This window comes from Bartonella sp. AP7XZML, assembly GCF_042195745.1.
GTDB lineage: Bacteria > Pseudomonadota > Alphaproteobacteria > Rhizobiales > Rhizobiaceae > Bartonella.
The window spans coordinates 60,099-78,715 of the sequence record NZ_JBHIOT010000019.1; the positions used below are offsets into that span (position 1 = coordinate 60,099).

The window sequence follows — 18,617 nt, forward strand, 5'->3', positions numbered from 1 at the left end:
GAATTTCTCTTGGCAAATTCAAAGAAGTACCTTATAAGTAAAAAGAGGATAGATTTTTATTAAATAGCAAACAACAGTGAAAAAACAGGGCTGGTCTGCGCTTTTATTGGGTAAAAATGGTCTTTGCTTTTTAACGTTTACAGGTGGAGTTGTGTTACACGCCACCAACGTTTATATTGTTATTACTATTTTACCCTCTCTTATGAATCATATTGGCAGTGAAATATATTATTCTTGGGTGGCTACTGTCTTTATTACAGCTTCACTCGTGGGTACTTCACTTGCAACAAAAATATTAGGGAAATTAGGTCCTCGCAATGCGTATGTTATTTCTGGACTTATCTTCACCCTAGGCACTTTTATGTGCAGCATTTCTTCATCTATGCCATTGTTTTTAATAGGACGCTTTATTCAAGGATTTGGAAGTGGTTCTTTGTTATCCCTATCCTATTCCATGGTACGGATTGTTTTCAGCCCATCTTTATGGTCACATGCATTAAGTATTATCTCTGGAATGTGGGGAATATCAACCTTGTTAGGACCAGCAATCGGGGGGCTTTCTGTATATTATGGCCTATGGCGAGCATCCTTTTTGATCATTGGCGTATTAGCTATATTTTTCTCACTCATCGCCTTTAAATTTTTACCAAAAAAGAATGAAAACGATGTTCCAACACCCCCTCTTCCTCTTCTCCAGCTTTTCACACTCACCTTATTGATTTTTATTATTTCTGTTGGAGGGGCTATGGAGTCTACAATAGCAAAAATTTGCGGATTAGTTATCGGACTTAGTCTTCTCTTTGTTCTAGCAAAAATCGAATCATCTACCCCTCATCCTATGTTGCCCCGCAAATCCTTTTCTTTCTCTTCTGAAATCTTTTCTGTTTACGCATTGATACTCGTTATGACAACAGTCGTATACAGTATAGAACTTTATTTTCCACTTTTTCTTCAAGAGCTTCATGGGCAAGCTCCACTTATTGCTGGTTATATAGCAGCACTTATGAGCCTAGGGTGGACATGTGGAGCCATCTCAAGTGCTGGTCTCTCCACAAAAAAAATTCGCAACATCATTGTATACTCGCCCCTATTAAAACTGTTAGGCATAATGATTCTTTTATGGCTCATCCCAACAGAAGTTTCCGCGCTTGAATATATTTTTATTATTTGCTTAGCACTGTTTTCTATTGGAATCAGTGCGGGCATAGCATGGCCACATTTGCTCACAAGGATCTTACAATGTGCAAATGATGAAGATGCTCTCCGTGCCAGTGAATCCCTTACCTCTGTACAACTATTTTCAGCGGCCTTAAGTGCAACTCTAGCAGGAGTCATCACCAATCTTGCAGGCCTCTTTAATCCTGGAGGAACAATAGGAATGATCTTAGCAGCAAAAACTCTTCTTATAGTGCTCATGGGTCTTTTATTTTGTCTTGCTATTCCATTAGCACTGCGCATTTCTTACTTCATATTGAAAAACCCAACAGGACATTCCAACAACTAAAAATAAATATAAAAATTCCTTCTTCATTTAAAAAATGAAAAACATTAAGCATGCTTCTCCATATACCATGAGATGCAAAAAACCATTAATCCACACAAAGTTAGAACACTTCCTAAAACAGCTGTATATTCATAACTATAGCCCAATTTTAAAACTAATGCTCCAGATTCAGCACCAAGAGCGTTGGCAATATTAAAAGCAGACTGCATTAATGCTCCTGCCAAAATCTGTCCCTGTAGTGCAACATCCATAATTTTTGTTTGTATAGAAGGCATAGCAGCAAAAGAAGTTCCAACAAAAAAGCATCCTATTGCCGCTGTTAACGGAGCATAGGATAAAAAGAAAAAAAGAAAAAAAACAAATACGCTCCAAAGCATAGAGAAAAATATCATCGGTGAAATGCCAATTTTAACAGCTAATTTAGGCCCCAAGAGATTTCCTATCACCATTCCCAATCCAACTAACGGCATAATAAATGGTACCCACTCAAGTGAAACACCAGAAATATGCATTAATGTTGGCTTGATATAAGTGAAAACAGAAAATAATCCTGACGCTCCCACCGACACCATCAACAAAAGAAGCCACACCTGCTTTTGCTTTAATACACCCATTTCTTGCAAAGGATTCGTTTTTGGAAAACTTGAATCACAAGGAAAAAAATTCCAAATAAGCAAACAACATAATAAAGCGATCATCCCCACAAGGACAAAAGCAATCTGCCAACCAATAAGTTGACCAATCCAAGTAGCACTGGGTGCTCCCAAAACGGTTGCAATTGTTAAGCCAAGCATAACATATCCAACAGCTTTAGAACGTTCTTTCATTTCTACCATTGAAGAAGCAACCATAGCCGCAAGTCCAAAATAGATTCCATGGGGAAGTCCACTGAGAAAGCGTAATACTACTAATATGCTAAAATAAGAAAAAAAGGCACTAGCAATATTTGCTAAAGCATAAAAAAGCATCAATCCTATCAAAACAGTTTTGCGTGATACCTGAGCTGTTGCCACAGCTAAAAGAGGTGCTCCAATCACAACTCCTAATGCATAAGCAGAAATATATTGACCAGCGGTAGGAATATCAACATAGGAACTTCGTGCCATCTCTGGTAATAGCCCCATTGCGACAAACTCTGCAGTACCAATAGCAAAACTCCCCACAGCAAGAGCAAAAATTATTAAACGCCGTATTCTCGAATCAATTCCCAATGCAAGAACCTTTTGTTGATAAGAATCCCTCATATCATCACTTCTGGATAGGAGTTTTAACCGTAGATATCTGTAATACACACAAACAAAAATTCAAAACATTGTTATACGTATGCCCAATAGTCCCCAATAAAGTTTTAGAAATATTTTGATATATAAAGCATTTTATGGAGTTTTAAGTAAGATTCTTTAATGAAAAACCTTTGAAAACCTCAAGGTCACAGACGTATTCACCTATTTTTATCAGATCTGCCAGATAATAAACTTTGTCTCCTCTTTTCAGCCATTGTAATTTTACAGTGAAAACTTTATTTTGCAACGATATACTATATCCTATAAATAATTCTAAAATTTGCCGAAGAATGCATTTCAAACAAGTGAATAATATCTCATCATTATCTTGATACAAAGATAAAACTTCTCCCCCAAAATTATTGTTGCTTTATTTTGCTACCTGAATACAGATCCCCCAAATCGATAAGCTATAATTTCAACTTTAGGCCATTCTTATAAATGATTATAGCGTCTTTTAAAAATTCTCATGATAATAGTGCTTGGTTTCTAGATTTATTAAATACCCTCTTTTAGACATCTTTACCCCTCCCTCATCTAACAGAGGAATCGCATCAAATATCTAACTCACTATCTGTAAATTAAAATATTCACGTAAATATATTATGATTATTTTCAGATAAATTCTATAAACAAAGCAAAAAACAAATATAATAAATTTTGTATAAGTATGTTTATTGCTATTTTATAAATATGACAATTACCGTGATTAATATTTAATTTATTATGACATAATATCTATAGTTTTATTATATAAATAATATTACATAAATCTATTTTAAAGAATATTTATATATAAAAACTTAAAAAATAAAATTACAACATTTTAAATGTTGTAATTTTATTTTAGTTTTATTTTAATTTTCTAAAAATTTATCTGTTCGATTGTATATAATCCATTCTTTACCTTTAGTAATAAAAAACACAAAGTAGCTCATAAAAATACAATTTTCATACTTCTTTAAGAGTTCGCTAACGCCTCATTAACATTGTTGCTGTAAACAGTCACCAGAAACAGAAAAACTGTTTTTCTCCGGATCAGGTAGCGCGTACCGGAGTAACAGTTTCTGTTTTTATATAGTACTTAGAAAAGAATATGTACCCTATAAAACCGCACTGTTATATTTTAAGATAGTGAAATTTTATAATTTTGGAAGATGTTTCTAATTTCATATTTTTAACTAAATTTGTAAGTGCGAGAATAAATTCAATAAAAAAATGAGGTGCTATATTACGATTAATATTTTAGCGTCCTTGTGCCCATAGAGCACGCGTTTCAGCGCAAAAATCGGCATAACAGCCTTCCTCAATGGCATCACGAATTCCCTGCATAAGTTGTTGATAATAAAAAAGATTATTCCAAGTCAACAACATCCCCCCAAGAGATTCACCAGATTTAATCAAATGATGCAAATAAGCACAACTATAATCATGTGCTGCTGGACAAAGTGACTGTGGATCAAGAGGAAGTGGATCTTCTGCATAACGCGCATTACGCAAATTAATTCTACCAAAGCGGGTAAAAGCTAAACCATGACGTCCTGCACGCGTCGGCATAACACAATCAAACATATCAACACCACGAGCAACACTTTGTAAAATATCATCAGGTGTCCCTACTCCCATAAGATAGCGTGGTTTATCCTCTGGTAAAATCGGACAAGTAGTATCCAATACTGCTGTCATAACACTCTGCGGCTCACCAACAGCAAGCCCTCCAATAGCGTAACCTTTTAAATCGATTTCTTTTAATGCTTGAGCAGAACGTTCACGCAGTTTCATATTATCACCACCCTGAACAATCCCAAACAATGCTTTATCTGGCTGATCTCCAAAAGCTGTTTTACAACGCAGCGCCCACCGCAATGAAAGTTCCATAGCTTCTTCCATTTCTTTTTCAGTTGCGGGTAATGCAATACATTGATCCAACTGCATCTGGATATCTGCACCAAGAAGTCCTTGAATTTCGATAGAACGCTCTGGACTCATTTCATAGTAGGCTCCATTAATGTAAGAGCGAAAAATCACACCTTGTTCAGTAATTTTACGGATTCCCGCCAATGACATAACCTGAAAGCCACCAGAATCGGTTAAAATAGGTCCGCTCCAGCGTGAAAATTCATGTAATCCTCCTAAACGCGCAACACGTTCAGCTCCTGGACGTAACATTAAATGATAAGTATTCCCCAAAATGATATCTGCACCAAGATCACGAATTTGATCCATATACATAGCCTTAACGGTTCCTGCCGTCCCAACAGGCATAAATGCGGGTGTACGAACACACCCTCGCCCCGTTATAATTTCGCCTCGACGTGCATACCCATCTTGAGCAATTTTTCTATAATGAAATGTCTTTATCATAACTCTCGTCTTTTTGATTCCATCAATGCATATCTCTATAGAAAGAAAAAAGATATCCCCTTACGAGCATTGTCAAAAGCTTTATGAATTAATTTTTGATTCGCTCAATATTGTAACCAGCATCAAAAATTAAACGAGATAAAAGAACATTTCTTGTTAAGAAATCACCATAATAAAAGTGATAATCTAACTCTAGAAAAATAGTAAAATCCTTATAATATCATACCTCAAAATACCTACGCTTATCCTTAACAGAACTGCAACATTATTATCACAATAATTTCATCTTCACATACTTCCATAAGCAGTAACTTTGTACCCATAGAAGAAAATTTTGAACGCATTGTACAGCTTACAATATTCTTTAACTTTTACAGATAAAAATTTTTCATCTACTGGGCACAGCGATCCTCACGCTTAATAAAAGCGCAAATGAGCATAATCATTTATCCACTCACAATATTGAGATAGCTCTTGGCATTAGAGATAATTCACAAAAGAAATTAACGTGTAAATAAAAATACTTTAAAAAACTAAAAATGCTTTTTGTAAAGATTCTCAAATACCAAAAGCTCTATCGTAACATTAGAGGCTGAAAAAGCGTATGATGGTACCCGCTTGCTCCTTCATAAGCTTTAAAGAAGGTGGTGCATAATAGATTTTATACTATTTATAGCTTTAAAACTATACACGCCATGAATGTCATCGTGGAAGTGAATGTTGATATGTACTAAGAAATGCTTCTTAAAAAAACACGTAAATACGCAACACAAGTGTATTCCGTTTGGAGCATTCCTCTATTAAAAAACGAGAAAAATAAAAGCGTAAGTCCCTGCATAATCTTCATTATTTAAAAGATATTGCATTAGATACTTTTAAAAAAGTAAAGTTGAATTAAAAAGGAGATGGCAAAACTAGCCATTTGTTTCACTTCTGCGCCTTTATTATATTCTTCTAAGATTAAACTGTCTTCTTATTTTAAAGATTACGCCAATATATATAAATGCTGGTTTTCCACCTTGCTAGGAAAACTGGATGAGCTAGTAAAGCTCTTATCCATCTTAATATGTGTTTCAAACATGCTTCTGCATTAGGATTGGATGTTGATTTACGAGCAGAAACAAAAGCACACGCTCTCTTAAGAAAGTAACATCATAAAACCATTAAGACCGACAATGGATTGAAGAGAAATGCCGAATTTTTTATAAAACACTTTGCCAAACAACAACCATAATACAACAGACTTTGCGTTTTCTTATTCTGACAGGTGTTTGTACAAATCCGTTGCGTTATATTCTTCAGGAAGATCCGATTGAAGAAAATATATGGACAATGCTTAGCTCAAAATTATAAAAGGTAAGCGTGATACTACAAAAGAGTTTCGTGTGCCTTTATTGATCAGAAAAGTGTACTTTTTCTTAGAAACTTACAATTGAAATCAGTATAGTTTATACTATTCTACATCCGCAGCAATAATGGCTTTGGTAATTGAATCTGGATCTGCAACAGGTTCACCACGTTTAATTTTATCAACATTTTCCATACCTTCAACAACCTGCCCCCATATAGAATATTGACGATCAAGCCACGGAGCATCTGCAAAACAAATAAAAAATTGAGAGTTAGCAGAATTTGGATTCTGACTACGCGCCATAGAAACTGTACCACGCTTATGAGAAAGATTTGAAAACTCTGCTGTTAAATTTGGTTTTTCTGCCCCCCCCATACCAGCACGTGATAAATTGAATTTTTCACTATCCTTCTTTCCAAATTGCACATCTCCAGTCTGCGCCATAAAGCCATCAATAACGCGATGAAAAATAACATTATCATAAGCACCTTCACGGACAAGTTCTTTAATACGTGCAACATGACAAGGTGCTAAATCAGCAAAAAGATCAATAACAACTCTGCCCTTTGTTGTTTCAAGAATTAAAGTATTCTCTGGATTTTTATTCTCAGCCATATGGAAAGCTCCCTTGATTCATTTCTCAACTTGTAAAGTAGCAGCATTAATAACATCAGGATTTTCTACAGATCCATTATTACTTGTGGTACCTTTTTTAATTTTATCAACAACATCCATCCCCTTTATTACTTCCCCAATAACCGTATACTGACCGTTTAAAAAAGCAGCATCATCAAAACAAATGAAGAACTGAGAATTCGCAGAATCTGGATCTTGTGAACGTGCCATCCCAACAGTACCACGCTTAAATGGCTGCTTTGAAAACTCAGCCGGTATATTGGGATAATTTGATCCCCCCATACCAACGCGTTTTAGATCAAAATCTCTACTGCCTTTTTTTCCAAATTCTACATCACCAGTTTGCGCCATAAAGCCAGGAATTACACGATGAAAAACAACATTATTATAGGCCCCTTCCTCTGTTAGTTTTTTGATTTGCGCAACATGTTTTGGTGCCAAATCAGGACGCAGGCGAATAATGACATCACCATCTTTGAGAGATAAAACAAGAAGACTTGCATCATTTGCAGGGCTAGAATTACCAGCGACAGCGGACAATGAAAAAAAACAAAACACACATATCAAAACAGCAAAAATTCTACGAGACACACTTATTCTCCTTTAAAGACTGGAATTTCGAGCGCAAAGCTTGTGCAACATTGGGCGGCACAAATGGTGTCACATCACCTCCCATAGAGGCAATTTGACGTACCAATGTAGACGTTATCGCACGCCCAGAAACACTTGCGGGCAAAAAAACAGTTTGCAATTCAGGAGCCAGAATGCCATTCATCCCTGCCATTTGCATTTCATAATCAAGATCAGTACCATCACGCAATCCGCGAACGAGAAATGAAGCACCAACTTCACGTGCCTTGTCAATGAGAAGGTTATTAAATGAAAGAACCTGCAACCGATTAGAATCTGCACCGAAAAAGTCTTTCCCTACTTGGGTAATAAAACCAACACGCTCTTCAAAGCTAAAGAGTGCTTTTTTGTCACCCTGTATACCTATAGCGACGACCACCTTATTAGCTAACACAAAACACCCTTTTAAAACATCAAGATGACCATTTGTAAGAGGATCAAAAGAACCCGCGTAAAAAGCAATTTTCATGACTTTACTCCTTCCTCTTAAAAATTATTTTTCTTCGCTCATATCAACTGTATCAGAATGCTTCTCACCTTCATCATCTAATGAACTCGTATCATCTTCAGGTTCAGAAATACGTTCAACCGATACGACTCTTTCACCTTTGGCTGTATTAAAAATTGTGACTCCCTTAGTTGAGCGCCCAGCAGTACGAATTCCCTCAACAGGGACACGAATAAGCTGCCCCCCATCTGATACCAACATAATTTGATCTTGCGCCTTCACCGGAAAAGCCGCTACTAATTTACCAATTTCAGCTGTTTTAGATGGATCTGTTGCGCGAATCCCCTTTCCGCCACGTCCCGAAATCCGGAACTCATAGGAAGAAGAACGTTTACCATAACCAAACTCACTCACTGTCAAAAGCATTTGTTCACGTGCATGAAGTTCTGCATAACGTTCATCTGTTAACTCTGTTTCAGCACCCCCATCTTCTTCATCAAAAGTTATAACATCTTCAACATCAGCATCTGCACCAGAAGCACGCCGTTCATTCATTACACGTTTAATATAAGCAGAACGCTCAATGGACGTCGCCTCGACATGCTCTAAAATTGTCATCGAAATGACTTTATCGCCTTTAGCTAAATTGATACCACGAACTCCCACAGAATTACGCCCAGCAAAGACCCGAACATCAACAACTGGAAAACGGATACATTGTCCATTGGCTGTTGTTAGAACAACATCATCATGTTCTGTACAGGTTTCAACAGAAAGAATTTCATCTTCTTCATCAAGTTTCATCGCAATTTTACCATTACGATTAACCTGAACGAAATCTGATAATTTATTACGACGCACAGTTCCACGTGTTGTCGCAAACATAATATCTAATGCACTCCAGCTCGCTTCATCTTCAGGCAAAGGCATAATCGTTGTAATACGCTCACCTTGTTGTAAAGGAAGCATATTGATCAAAGCCCGCCCACGCGATTGGGGTGTCCCCAGCGGCAGCCGCCAAACTTTTTCCTTATAAACAATCCCACGTGATGAAAAGAAAAGAACCGGAGTATGCGTATTGGCAACAAACAACCGCGTTACAAAATCCTCATCCTTCGTGGACATACCAGAACGCCCCTTACCACCACGTCGCTGTGCACGATAGGTATTAAGAGGCACACGCTTAATATAGCCACTATGGCTTACCGTTACCACCATATCCTCTGGTGCGATCAGATCTTCACTCTCCATCTCAGCGCTACCAAAACCAAATACGGTACGTCGCGGCGTTGCAAATTCCTCACGAAGAGCACTCAACTCATCCTTAACAATAGACATAATGCGTACGCGTGATGCCAAGATCTCAAGATAGTCAGCGATATCCACGCCAATTTTATTCAATTCATCAGCGATTTCATCACGCCCAAGGGCTGTCAATCGTTGCAAACGCAATTCTAAAATAGCACGCGCCTGTTCTTCAGAGAGGTTATAAGTACCATCCTCATGAATAATATGACGAGGATCATCAATAAGTTTAATCAAAGGCGCGACATCCATCGCTGGCCAGCGTCGCTCCATTAACTGTGCACGTGCTGTCTGCGGATCAGGAGCTTTGCGAATAAGCGCTATAATTTCATCAATATTGGCAACAGCAAGGGCAAGGCCAACCAAAACATGTGCTCGCTCACGCGCTTTACGCAAAAGATATTTTGTTCGCCGACTGACAACTTCTTCCCGAAAAGAAACAAATGCACGAAGCATATCAAGCAACGTCATCTGTTCGGGTTTTCCTCCATTCAAAGCAACCATATTACAACCAAAGGAAGTTTGTAGCGGCGTATACCGATATAATTGGTTTAAAACAACTTCCGCAACAACATCTTTCTTCAGCTCAATAACAACCCGATATCCATCACGATCAGATTCGTCACGCAAATCAGAGATTCCCTCAATGCGTTTATCGCGCACCAATTCAGCCATTTTCTCAATCATTGTTGCCTTATTAACTTGATAAGGGATCTCACTCACAATAATTGCTTGTCGACCACTGCGAATTTCTTCGATCTCAACTTTAGCACGCATAATGATTGAGCCACGCCCTGTTTCATAAGCTGCACGAACACCAGAGTGGCCAAGGATAATACCCCCTGTAGGAAAATCCGGACCAGGAATAATTTCAATTATTTTATCGAGTGTGATATCGGGATTATCAATCAAAGCGATACAACCATCAACGACTTCACCAAGATTATGGGGAGGAATATTGGTTGCCATTCCCACAGCAATTCCCCCTGACCCATTAACCAAAAGATTGGGAAAACGCGCTGGTAAGACAACCGGTTCACGCTCACGCCCATCGTAATTATCCTGAAAATCAACAGTATCTTTATCAATATCAGCTAAAAGTTCTTCTGAAACTTTTTCTAAACGACACTCAGTATAGCGCATAGCCGCGGGTGGATCACCATCAACGGAACCAAAATTTCCCTGACCATCAATTAATGGATTTCTTAAAGAAAAGTCCTGCGCCATACGCACTAATGCATCGTAAATTGAAGCATCACCATGGGGATGAAATTTCCCCATAACCTCACCAACAACACCAGCAGATTTACGATACGACTTATTGAAAGAAAGCCCCATCTCATTCATAGCATGAAGGATACGTCGATGAACAGGCTTAAGACCATCACGGACATCAGGGAGTGCACGTGAAACAATCACGCTCATCGCATAATCGAGATAGGAGCGTTGCATTTCATCAATAATACTGATTGGTTCAATACCGGTTAGCACATCACGTTCTGGGTGTGGAGTAAGATCGGTCACAATTTCAAAACTTTCAAAAAAGAATCATTTCACTTTATTTATAGCGAAAAATACACAAAAATGCTAATTTCTCTCCCATGACAAAAAAGAAATTTAACAATATTTTTCAAGATGTTATTAATTTATATTTTAAATTACCAATAATAATTAACAATTTTCACTTCGCTAAACTTCAAAAATCTGAAACAAGCAAACCATAAAATGATCATAATACTGCAATTTAAAGACTCTTAAAAAGGGACGTCATCATCTAATTTGTGTGAAAAACTTTCTCCCAATTGATTATTATTTTGACCAAAAGCATTTCTCTGATTTGAGTGACTATCGGCAAAGCCACCACTATAACTCCCCCCTTGACTTGCTCCTTGCTCCCCGCTCGCAGCTCCCCGCCCATCAAGCATTTGTAATTCGCCACGGTACTTTTGCAAAACAATCTCTGTTGTATAACGGTCATTTCCATTTTGATCTTGCCATTTTCGTGTCTGTAACTGCCCCTCAATATAAATTTTGCTGCCTTTTTTTAAATATTGCTCTGCAACTTTGACAAGGTTTTCATTAAAAATAACAATACTATGCCACTCAGTGCGTTCTTTTCGCTCATTTGTATTCCGATCGCGCCAACTTTCTGAAGTAGCAATACGCAGATTTGCCACTTGATCACCAGAATTCAAACGGCGGATTTCAGGATCCGCACCAAGATTACCAATCAAAATAACTTTATTAAGGCTACCAGCCATCGCATAAACTCCAAAATTTTAATTTGTAAAATACTCTGTTCTATAACAGTTATAACCCTCTTGACCTTCAATTTACATGTCGCAATTGACCATCAATATGGGTATTGCTATCCTTTACCAATATTGTATTCAGTGTAATTATAACAAAAGATGATAAAAACGCATAGTTTATTCCACCACGAGAGAATAAAAAGCTGCTCATTTGTATTTTTTTCACAAAACTTATACCTTCCTTTTGCATTAAAGCAGTTAAACACATTATAATTCTAAAAAAACAGTTTTATTCCATTTTAGGTGCTCAATTTTTGCCACATATGCCAAGGATAAAGTATGACTCATCAAAAATATATCTCCATTCGCGGTGCTCGTGAGCATAACCTTAAAAATATTGATCTCGATCTGCCTCGTGATAAACTCATTGTTATAACAGGACTTTCTGGATCAGGGAAATCATCCTTAGCGTTTGATACAATTTACGCTGAAGGACAACGCCGTTATGTCGAAAGCCTTTCAGCCTATGCACGCCAATTTTTGGAAGTCATGCAAAAACCCGATGTCGACCGCATAGACGGTCTCTCTCCAGCTATCTCCATTGAACAAAAAACCACCAGTCGCAATCCTCGTTCAACAGTAGGTACCGTTACTGAAATCCACGATTACATGCGTCTTCTCTTTGCACGTATTGGTATTCCTCATTCTCCTGTGACAGGACTTCCTATTGAAAGCCAGACAGTAAGCCAAATGGTGGATCAAATTATGGCCTTATCAGAAGGAACGCGAATTTTTATTATGGCCCCTTTGGTGCGAGGACGAAAGGGAGAATATAAAAAAGAGTTAACAGAACTTTTAAAAAGAGGATTTCAACGCGCTAAAGTTGATGGAAAATTCTATGAAATCGCCGATATTCCACCTCTGGATAAAAAATATAAACACGACATCGATGTCGTGGTAGACCGCATTGTTGTACAGAAGGATATCACCTCTCGCTTGGCTGATAGTATAGAAACCTGTTTACAGCTAGCAAATGGGCTTGCCATTGCTGAAATGGCAGACCAACCCTTAGCACAAAAAGAAACGACAAAGGAATCTGCTCATAAATCAAAAAATGATACACACAAACGACTCATTTTTTCAGAAAAGTTTTCCTGCCCTGTATCGGGTTTTTCTATTCCTGAAATTGAACCACGCCTTTTTTCGTTCAATAATCCTTTTGGCGCCTGTCCTCTCTGCGATGGACTGGGCATAAAAAAAGCAATGGATCCACTGAAAATTGTGCCCAATAAAAATCTTACCCTCAAGAATGGCGCCATTGCCCCTTGGGCTAAATCAGATTCACTTTACTATAAACAAACCTTAGAAGCATTAGGAAAAGCTTACGGTTTCAAACTCACAGATCAATGGTGTGAACTCTCTAATGAAGCACAACAGGCTATTCTCTACGGTACAAAAAGAGATGAAATTTCTTTTATCTATAAAAATAATTCTGGTTCGCATAAAATGACCCAACCTTTTGAAGGAATCATCCCTAATATGGAGAGACGCTGGAAAGAAACCGATTCTGCTTGGTCTCGAGAAGAAATCGAACGTTATATGTCTTCTTCGCCCTGCCCAGCTTGTCACGGTTATCGTTTAAAACCAGAGGCACTTGCTGTAAAAATCAACGGAATGCATATTGGGCAAATATCAGATCTTTCTATTCTAAAAGCAGATGATTGGTTTGCCAATGTTCATCAACATCTCACAGAAAAACAACGTAATATCGCCGTACGTATTTTAAAAGAAATTCGTGAACGTTTGGCTTTTTTAAATCATGTAGGATTGGAATATCTTACCTTGTCTCGAAATTCAGGAACGCTTTCAGGGGGAGAAAGCCAACGCATTCGGTTGGCATCTCAAATTGGTTCTGGTCTTACAGGCGTTCTTTATATTTTAGATGAACCATCTATCGGTTTACACCAACGCGATAACGAACGCCTGTTGGAAATGCTGCGCCATTTGCGCAATCTTGGCAATACAGTTATTGTTGTTGAACATGATGAAGATGCTATTCTCACAGCAGACTATGTTGTCGATATGGGGCCTGCCGCGGGCGTTCATGGTGGAGAAATCATAGCGCAAGGAACACCGCAGGAAATTATAGAAAATTCAGCCTCTCTCACAGGCCAATACCTTTCAGGAAAAATGGCTGTTAAAATGCCTACAGAGCGACGCAAAATATCAAAAACGAAAACACTTAAAGTCATCGGCGCCAAAGGCAATAACCTAAAAAATATCAATGCGAATATTCCTCTTGGAACCTTCACATGCATAACTGGTGTTTCTGGAGGAGGAAAATCAACATTTCTTATTGAAACGCTTTTCAAAGCAGCATCACATCATATCATGGGCTCTCATCACAGCCCTGCCAGCTATGACAAAATTGAAGGATTAGAATTTCTTGATAAAGTCATCGATATCAACCAGTCTCCTATTGGACGCACCCCACGCTCTAATCCCGCAACCTATACAGGTGCTTTTACACCGATTCGTGAGTGGTTTGCTGATCTTCCAGAATCAAAAGCCCGCGGTTACAAAGCTGGGCGTTTTTCATTTAATGTTAAAGGAGGACGGTGCGAAGCGTGTCAAGGTGATGGAGTCATCAAAATTGAAATGCACTTTTTACCTGATGTCTATGTTACTTGCGATGTCTGTAAAGGAAAACGCTATAACCGAGAAACACTAGAAATAAAATTCAAAGGACAGTCTATAGCCGATATTCTGGATATGACAATTGAAAAGGCAGAGGAATTTTTCCAAGCTATTCCCGCTATTCATAATAAAATGGAAACTCTCATTAAAGTAGGATTGGGTTACATAAAAGTAGGACAGCAAGCAACCACACTTTCTGGTGGGGAAGCACAACGTGTAAAACTTGCGAAAGAACTTTCTCGTAAAACAACGGGACGTACACTCTATATTTTGGATGAACCGACAACAGGTTTACATTTTCATGACATTTCCAAACTTCTTGAAGTGCTTCACGAACTAGTCGAGCAAGGCAACACAGTTATAGTCATTGAACATAACCTTGATGTTATAAAGACAGCCGACTGGATTATTGATTTAGGACCAGAAGGTGGAGATCGCGGTGGTGAAATTGTTGCAATTGGACGCCCTGAAGACATCATTAAGGTTCCGGCTTCCTATACGGGAAAATTTCTAAAACATGTTTTACTGCGCCCATCTCTCTATAATTCCAATTCTTAGAAACGCTTTCTATTGTAAAATACAGCATACTAACAAAGCCTGTACTTTTATTATTACCTGTAAACCAACACCTAATTCCAGTGGTGCAACACGTTTGAAGCAAAGACTAAAAACAATTTAGCGCTTTATAAGCTGTTTCAGTTGTCGTATTGCCAAATAGGAACGCGCACATAATTGCGTATTTATTCTCTGTTTTGTTTATACCTGAAACGACCAGACAACCTAAACTGGGAAGTATATGAAGTTTTAAGGGTATAAATAAATTTCTATATTTCCATTTCCTTTTAATTTATCTTTATGATTTTCCAAGGCATCCACAGCAATATCTTATAATGAAGATTGCCATTGCTTCACACTTTTATTTATCGCGTTCCTTAATGAAGATCACATTCCTCACGAAGGAACAAAACGCCCCAAACGGAATATATTTGCGTTGCCAATTCCCACATCTGTTTTAAAGAAACATTTCTCAATGCTCTCAAGCCCATTTCACAACGGCTCCTATGAATGCTATAATGATAAACTCATTATTGTACACCACCATCTTTACATTTATGAATCGGCATCATCACACTCTTTTCCAATATTTGTCTTCCCTACTCCCTAATATTGTAAAGCCTTTAATTATCGAAAGCTTTCATAAAAAGCATTTTATTTCTTTTTTCAAATGTTGTTATCCACACACTCATAACTATTTATGATATATAAAAGTATCGTTTTGATTGATTGACGATAAAAAGATCTAAAATGAGAAAATCTTACGCTATTAGAGTTTCTCATTCAATGTGGAGAGCGTCTAATTATCCTTATAAGTCAAGATATTATCTAATAAAAAAGAAACAAAACTCTTTTATTATATTATTTGAATTCTGTATAAGAATTGTAAGTTTTTTTCCCAAAAAACAGTATTTGGCTGTATTCTACAAAAAAACTCTCCTAACAGAGCATAGAGTGTCATTATTTTCGACTTTTTGTGCACAAAGTATCTGTTGGACATCTTACAGTTGTCAATATAATGTGATGCAGTCTAAAAAGACAAAATAACGTTGGAGATAATTTCAGCATGAAAAAAATTGAAGCCATTATAAAACCTTTCAAACTTGATGAAGTGAAAGAAGCGCTTCAAAAAATTGGGTTACATGGTATTACAGTAACAGAAGCGAAAGGTTTTGGTCGTCAAAGGGAACATACAGAACTTTATCGTGGTACGAAATATGTTGTTGACTTTCTACCTAAAGTAAAGATTGAAATTGTTGTGTCCGATGAAAAACTGGAACAAACTGTTGATGCAATACGTAAAGCAGCTCAAACCAAACATATAGGGGATGGAAAGATATTTGTCTTTTCCATTGATGATGCAATTCGTATAGGCACGGACGAAACCGGTATCGATGCCCTTTAATAAATAACGAGAAAATTCACTTTTTTATCCACCTCAACGCCATATTAAGGAAATTGAATATGACAACCGCATCAGATATTATCAAACAGATTACAGACAACGAAATCCGTTTTGTTGATTTACGTTTTACTGATCCACGAGGAAAATTGCATCACATTACAATGGATATCGCAGAGATCAGCGAGGATACTTTTAGTGATGGTGTCATGTTTGATGGTTCTTCAATTGCTGGTTGGAAAACAATTAATGAATCTGACATGGTTTTAATGCCAGATCCAGCAACAGCACATATTGATCCTTTTTTTGCTCAATCTACTTTGGTCATATTTTGTGATGTACTTGATCCTGTCTCTGGTGAGTTTTATCGTAGAGATCCTCGTTCTATCGCCAAAAGGGCTGAGGTGTATATGAAATCTTTAAACATTGGAGATACAATCAATGTAGGTCCAGAAGCAGAGTTTTTTATCTTTGATGATGTGCGCTATAAAACGGACCCTTACAACACAGGGTTTAAACTCGATTCAAGTGAACTTCCCTCTAATGATGATACGGAATATGAAACAGGAAATCTAGGGCATCGCCCACGAATAAAGGGAGGCTACCTTCCTGTTCCGCCGATTGATTCCTGCCAAGATATGCGTTCTGAAATGCTCACAGCACTCAAGGATATGGGTGTACAGGTCGAAAAACACCATCACGAAGTAGCAGCAGGCCAACATGAATTGGGTATTCGTTTTGATACACTTGTTCGCGAGGCTGACAAGATGCAAATTTTTAAATATGTTGTACATCAAATAGCAAACAGTTATGGGAAAACAGCAACCTTCATGCCAAAACCAGTTTTTGGTGATAACGGCTCTGGAATGCATATCCACATTTCCATTTGGAAAGATGGCAAACCCATTTTTGCAGGAAATGAATATGCCGGACTATCAGAAACCTGTTTGTTTTTTATCGGCGGTGTTATTAAGCACGCAAAAGCAATAAATGCTTTTACCAACCCATCCACAAACTCCTATAAACGTTTGGTTCCTGGTTATGAAGCTCCTGTTCTTCTTGCCTATTCAGCACGTAATCGTTCTGCATCTTGCCGTATTCCTATGAGCTCCTCACCAAATTCAAAACGCGTAGAAGTTCGTTTTCCAGACCCAACAGCAAATCCCTATTTGGCATTTGCAGCCCTTTTAATGGCTGGTCTTGATGGCATCAAAAACAAAATTCATCCCGGACATGCTATGGATAAAGATCTTTATGATCTTCCCTTAAAGGAACTTAAAGAAATCCCTACTGTTTCAGGAAGCCTGCGTGAAGCGCTTGAAGCACTTGACAAAGATCGTGGCTTTCTTAAAGCTGGCGACGTTTTTGATGATGATCAGATTAATTCCTTCATTCAAGTAAAGATGCAAGAAGTCTTGCGTTACGAAACAACACCCCATCCTGTTGAATTTGATATGTACTATTCTGTTTAAACAATCAATACGCATTCTTTTGATTTTTAAAATGGAGGCAAAAGCCTCCATTTTTGTGGATATTCGTCTCATGCAAAAGCGCAAGAGGCTTTTTGCTCGTCCGCTTTTCCTTTATAATGTGTTGAATCTCTTCAAATGAATTAACAAAGGTTTCTAATGCCGCGAATTTGTTTTCTCGTTCTCGTTCTTTTATGCATTGTCTTTATCACATCAACAACTGAAGCACATACAATAACCAACCAAAAACTTACAACTCTTGAGAAAGCAACATCTGCTTATAGTAAAGCACTTAAAAATGCCGATGCAAATGCCATCTTAAATGCTATTCCTCCCCAAGTCATCAACCACTTAACCGCCAAAAAAAATCTTAATCAATCACAATTTCTACAAATCATGAAAAGCCAAATAGAACGGTTGGCAGAAAGTTACAAGATTGAAACGATCAACATTGATCAAAAACAAAAACGTGAAGGTACCCTTGATAATGGTACCCCTTATTTTGTTATACCCGTGGAGCTTGTAACCACAACAAATGCTGGGAAAAAATGCTCTATTCAAACTGAAATTATTGCCCTACTTCACGATAACCAATGGTATTTTATCCGTGGCAATGACGAAGCGCTCTTAACCATAACCAATGAAATATTTCCTGGACTTGATAAAGTAAAAACCAATCCTCAAAAAGTCACAAAAATACTCTGAGCGAAAAGAATGCACG

At 37.7% G+C, this 18,617-nt stretch carries 12 protein-coding genes; 5 read left to right on the forward strand and 7 right to left on the reverse strand.

Annotated elements, in window-relative coordinates; all coding sequences use genetic code 11:
* The first annotated feature begins 76 nt into the window (after positions 1-76).
* Entirely contained in the window at positions 77-1,504 is a 1,428-nt protein-coding gene (locus ACFILT_RS01665; protein WP_375629058.1) for an MFS transporter, read from the forward strand.
* 44 nt (positions 1,505-1,548) lie between these two features.
* Here ACFILT_RS01665 and ACFILT_RS01670 read toward each other — a convergent pair whose 3' ends face one another.
* From ACFILT_RS01670 to ssb, 7 genes are all read right to left on the reverse strand, one after another.
* A complete protein-coding gene (locus ACFILT_RS01670) occupies positions 1,549-2,748 on the reverse strand; it encodes an MFS transporter (protein ID WP_375679218.1) in 1,200 nt (399 codons plus the stop codon).
* A 1,284-nt stretch (positions 2,749-4,032) separates the two neighbouring features.
* The gene (gene tgt / locus ACFILT_RS01675) at positions 4,033-5,151 is read right to left on the reverse strand and encodes a tRNA guanosine(34) transglycosylase Tgt (RefSeq protein WP_375679217.1); all 1,119 of its coding nucleotides are present in this window, start codon (positions 5,149-5,151) and stop codon (positions 4,033-4,035) included.
* A 1,453-nt stretch (positions 5,152-6,604) separates the two neighbouring features.
* A complete protein-coding gene (locus ACFILT_RS01680) occupies positions 6,605-7,117 on the reverse strand; it encodes a peptidylprolyl isomerase (RefSeq protein ID WP_375679216.1) in 513 nt (170 codons plus the stop codon).
* Positions 7,118-7,135: 18 nt separating this feature from the next.
* Positions 7,136-7,729, reverse strand: coding sequence for a peptidylprolyl isomerase (locus ACFILT_RS01685; RefSeq protein ID WP_375679473.1), 594 nt, complete (start codon positions 7,727-7,729; stop codon positions 7,136-7,138).
* Entirely contained in the window at positions 7,719-8,237 is a 519-nt protein-coding gene (gene coaD, locus ACFILT_RS01690) for a pantetheine-phosphate adenylyltransferase (protein ID WP_375679214.1), read from the reverse strand. The genes ACFILT_RS01685 and coaD overlap by 11 nt, the downstream gene beginning before the upstream one ends.
* A 24-nt stretch (positions 8,238-8,261) precedes the next feature.
* Complete coding sequence (gene gyrA / locus ACFILT_RS01695; RefSeq protein ID WP_375645835.1) at positions 8,262-11,045, reverse strand: DNA gyrase subunit A; 2,784 nt, start codon at positions 11,043-11,045, stop codon at positions 8,262-8,264.
* Positions 11,046-11,275: 230 nt separating this feature from the next.
* Complete coding sequence (ssb, locus tag ACFILT_RS01700; RefSeq protein ID WP_375611516.1) at positions 11,276-11,782, reverse strand: single-stranded DNA-binding protein; 507 nt, start codon at positions 11,780-11,782, stop codon at positions 11,276-11,278.
* A gap of 330 nt (positions 11,783-12,112) precedes the next feature.
* On the opposite strand from ssb, the gene uvrA reads away from it, so the two are divergent.
* From uvrA to ACFILT_RS01720, 4 genes are all read left to right on the forward strand, one after another.
* Complete coding sequence (gene uvrA, locus ACFILT_RS01705; protein WP_375679212.1) at positions 12,113-15,028, forward strand: excinuclease ABC subunit UvrA; 2,916 nt, start codon at positions 12,113-12,115, stop codon at positions 15,026-15,028.
* Positions 15,029-16,091: 1,063 nt separating this feature from the next.
* Complete coding sequence (locus ACFILT_RS01710) at positions 16,092-16,430, forward strand: P-II family nitrogen regulator (protein ID WP_015856528.1); 339 nt, start codon at positions 16,092-16,094, stop codon at positions 16,428-16,430.
* A 59-nt stretch (positions 16,431-16,489) separates the two neighbouring features.
* Positions 16,490-17,899: a type I glutamate--ammonia ligase gene (gene glnA / locus ACFILT_RS01715; RefSeq protein ID WP_375679211.1), complete on the forward strand. Its 1,410-nt coding sequence runs from the start codon at positions 16,490-16,492 to the stop codon at positions 17,897-17,899.
* Positions 17,900-18,055: 156 nt separating this feature from the next.
* A complete protein-coding gene (locus ACFILT_RS01720; protein WP_375679210.1) occupies positions 18,056-18,601 on the forward strand; it encodes a hypothetical protein in 546 nt (181 codons plus the stop codon).
* Positions 18,602-18,617: the final 16 nt, after the last annotated feature.

What these genes read in the sequence shown, in the direction of transcription:
- ssb (WP_375611516.1), bottom strand. Translation starts at nt 11,782, where the DNA reads ATGGCTGGTAGCCTTAATAAAGTTATTTTGATTGGTAATCTTGGTGCG.
- coaD (WP_375679214.1), bottom strand. Translation starts at nt 8,237, where the DNA reads ATGAAAATTGCTTTTTACGCGGGTTCTTTTGATCCTCTTACAAATGGT.
- ACFILT_RS01670 (WP_375679218.1), bottom strand. Translation starts at nt 2,748, where the DNA reads ATGAGGGATTCTTATCAACAAAAGGTTCTTGCATTGGGAATTGATTCG.
- uvrA (WP_375679212.1), top strand. Translation starts at nt 12,113, where the DNA reads ATGACTCATCAAAAATATATCTCCATTCGCGGTGCTCGTGAGCATAAC.
- glnA (WP_375679211.1), top strand. Translation starts at nt 16,490, where the DNA reads ATGACAACCGCATCAGATATTATCAAACAGATTACAGACAACGAAATC.
- tgt (WP_375679217.1), bottom strand. Translation starts at nt 5,151, where the DNA reads ATGATAAAGACATTTCATTATAGAAAAATTGCTCAAGATGGGTATGCA.
- ACFILT_RS01710 (WP_015856528.1), top strand. Translation starts at nt 16,092, where the DNA reads ATGAAAAAAATTGAAGCCATTATAAAACCTTTCAAACTTGATGAAGTG.
- ACFILT_RS01680 (WP_375679216.1), bottom strand. Translation starts at nt 7,117, where the DNA reads ATGGCTGAGAATAAAAATCCAGAGAATACTTTAATTCTTGAAACAACA.
- ACFILT_RS01720 (WP_375679210.1), top strand. Translation starts at nt 18,056, where the DNA reads ATGCCGCGAATTTGTTTTCTCGTTCTCGTTCTTTTATGCATTGTCTTT.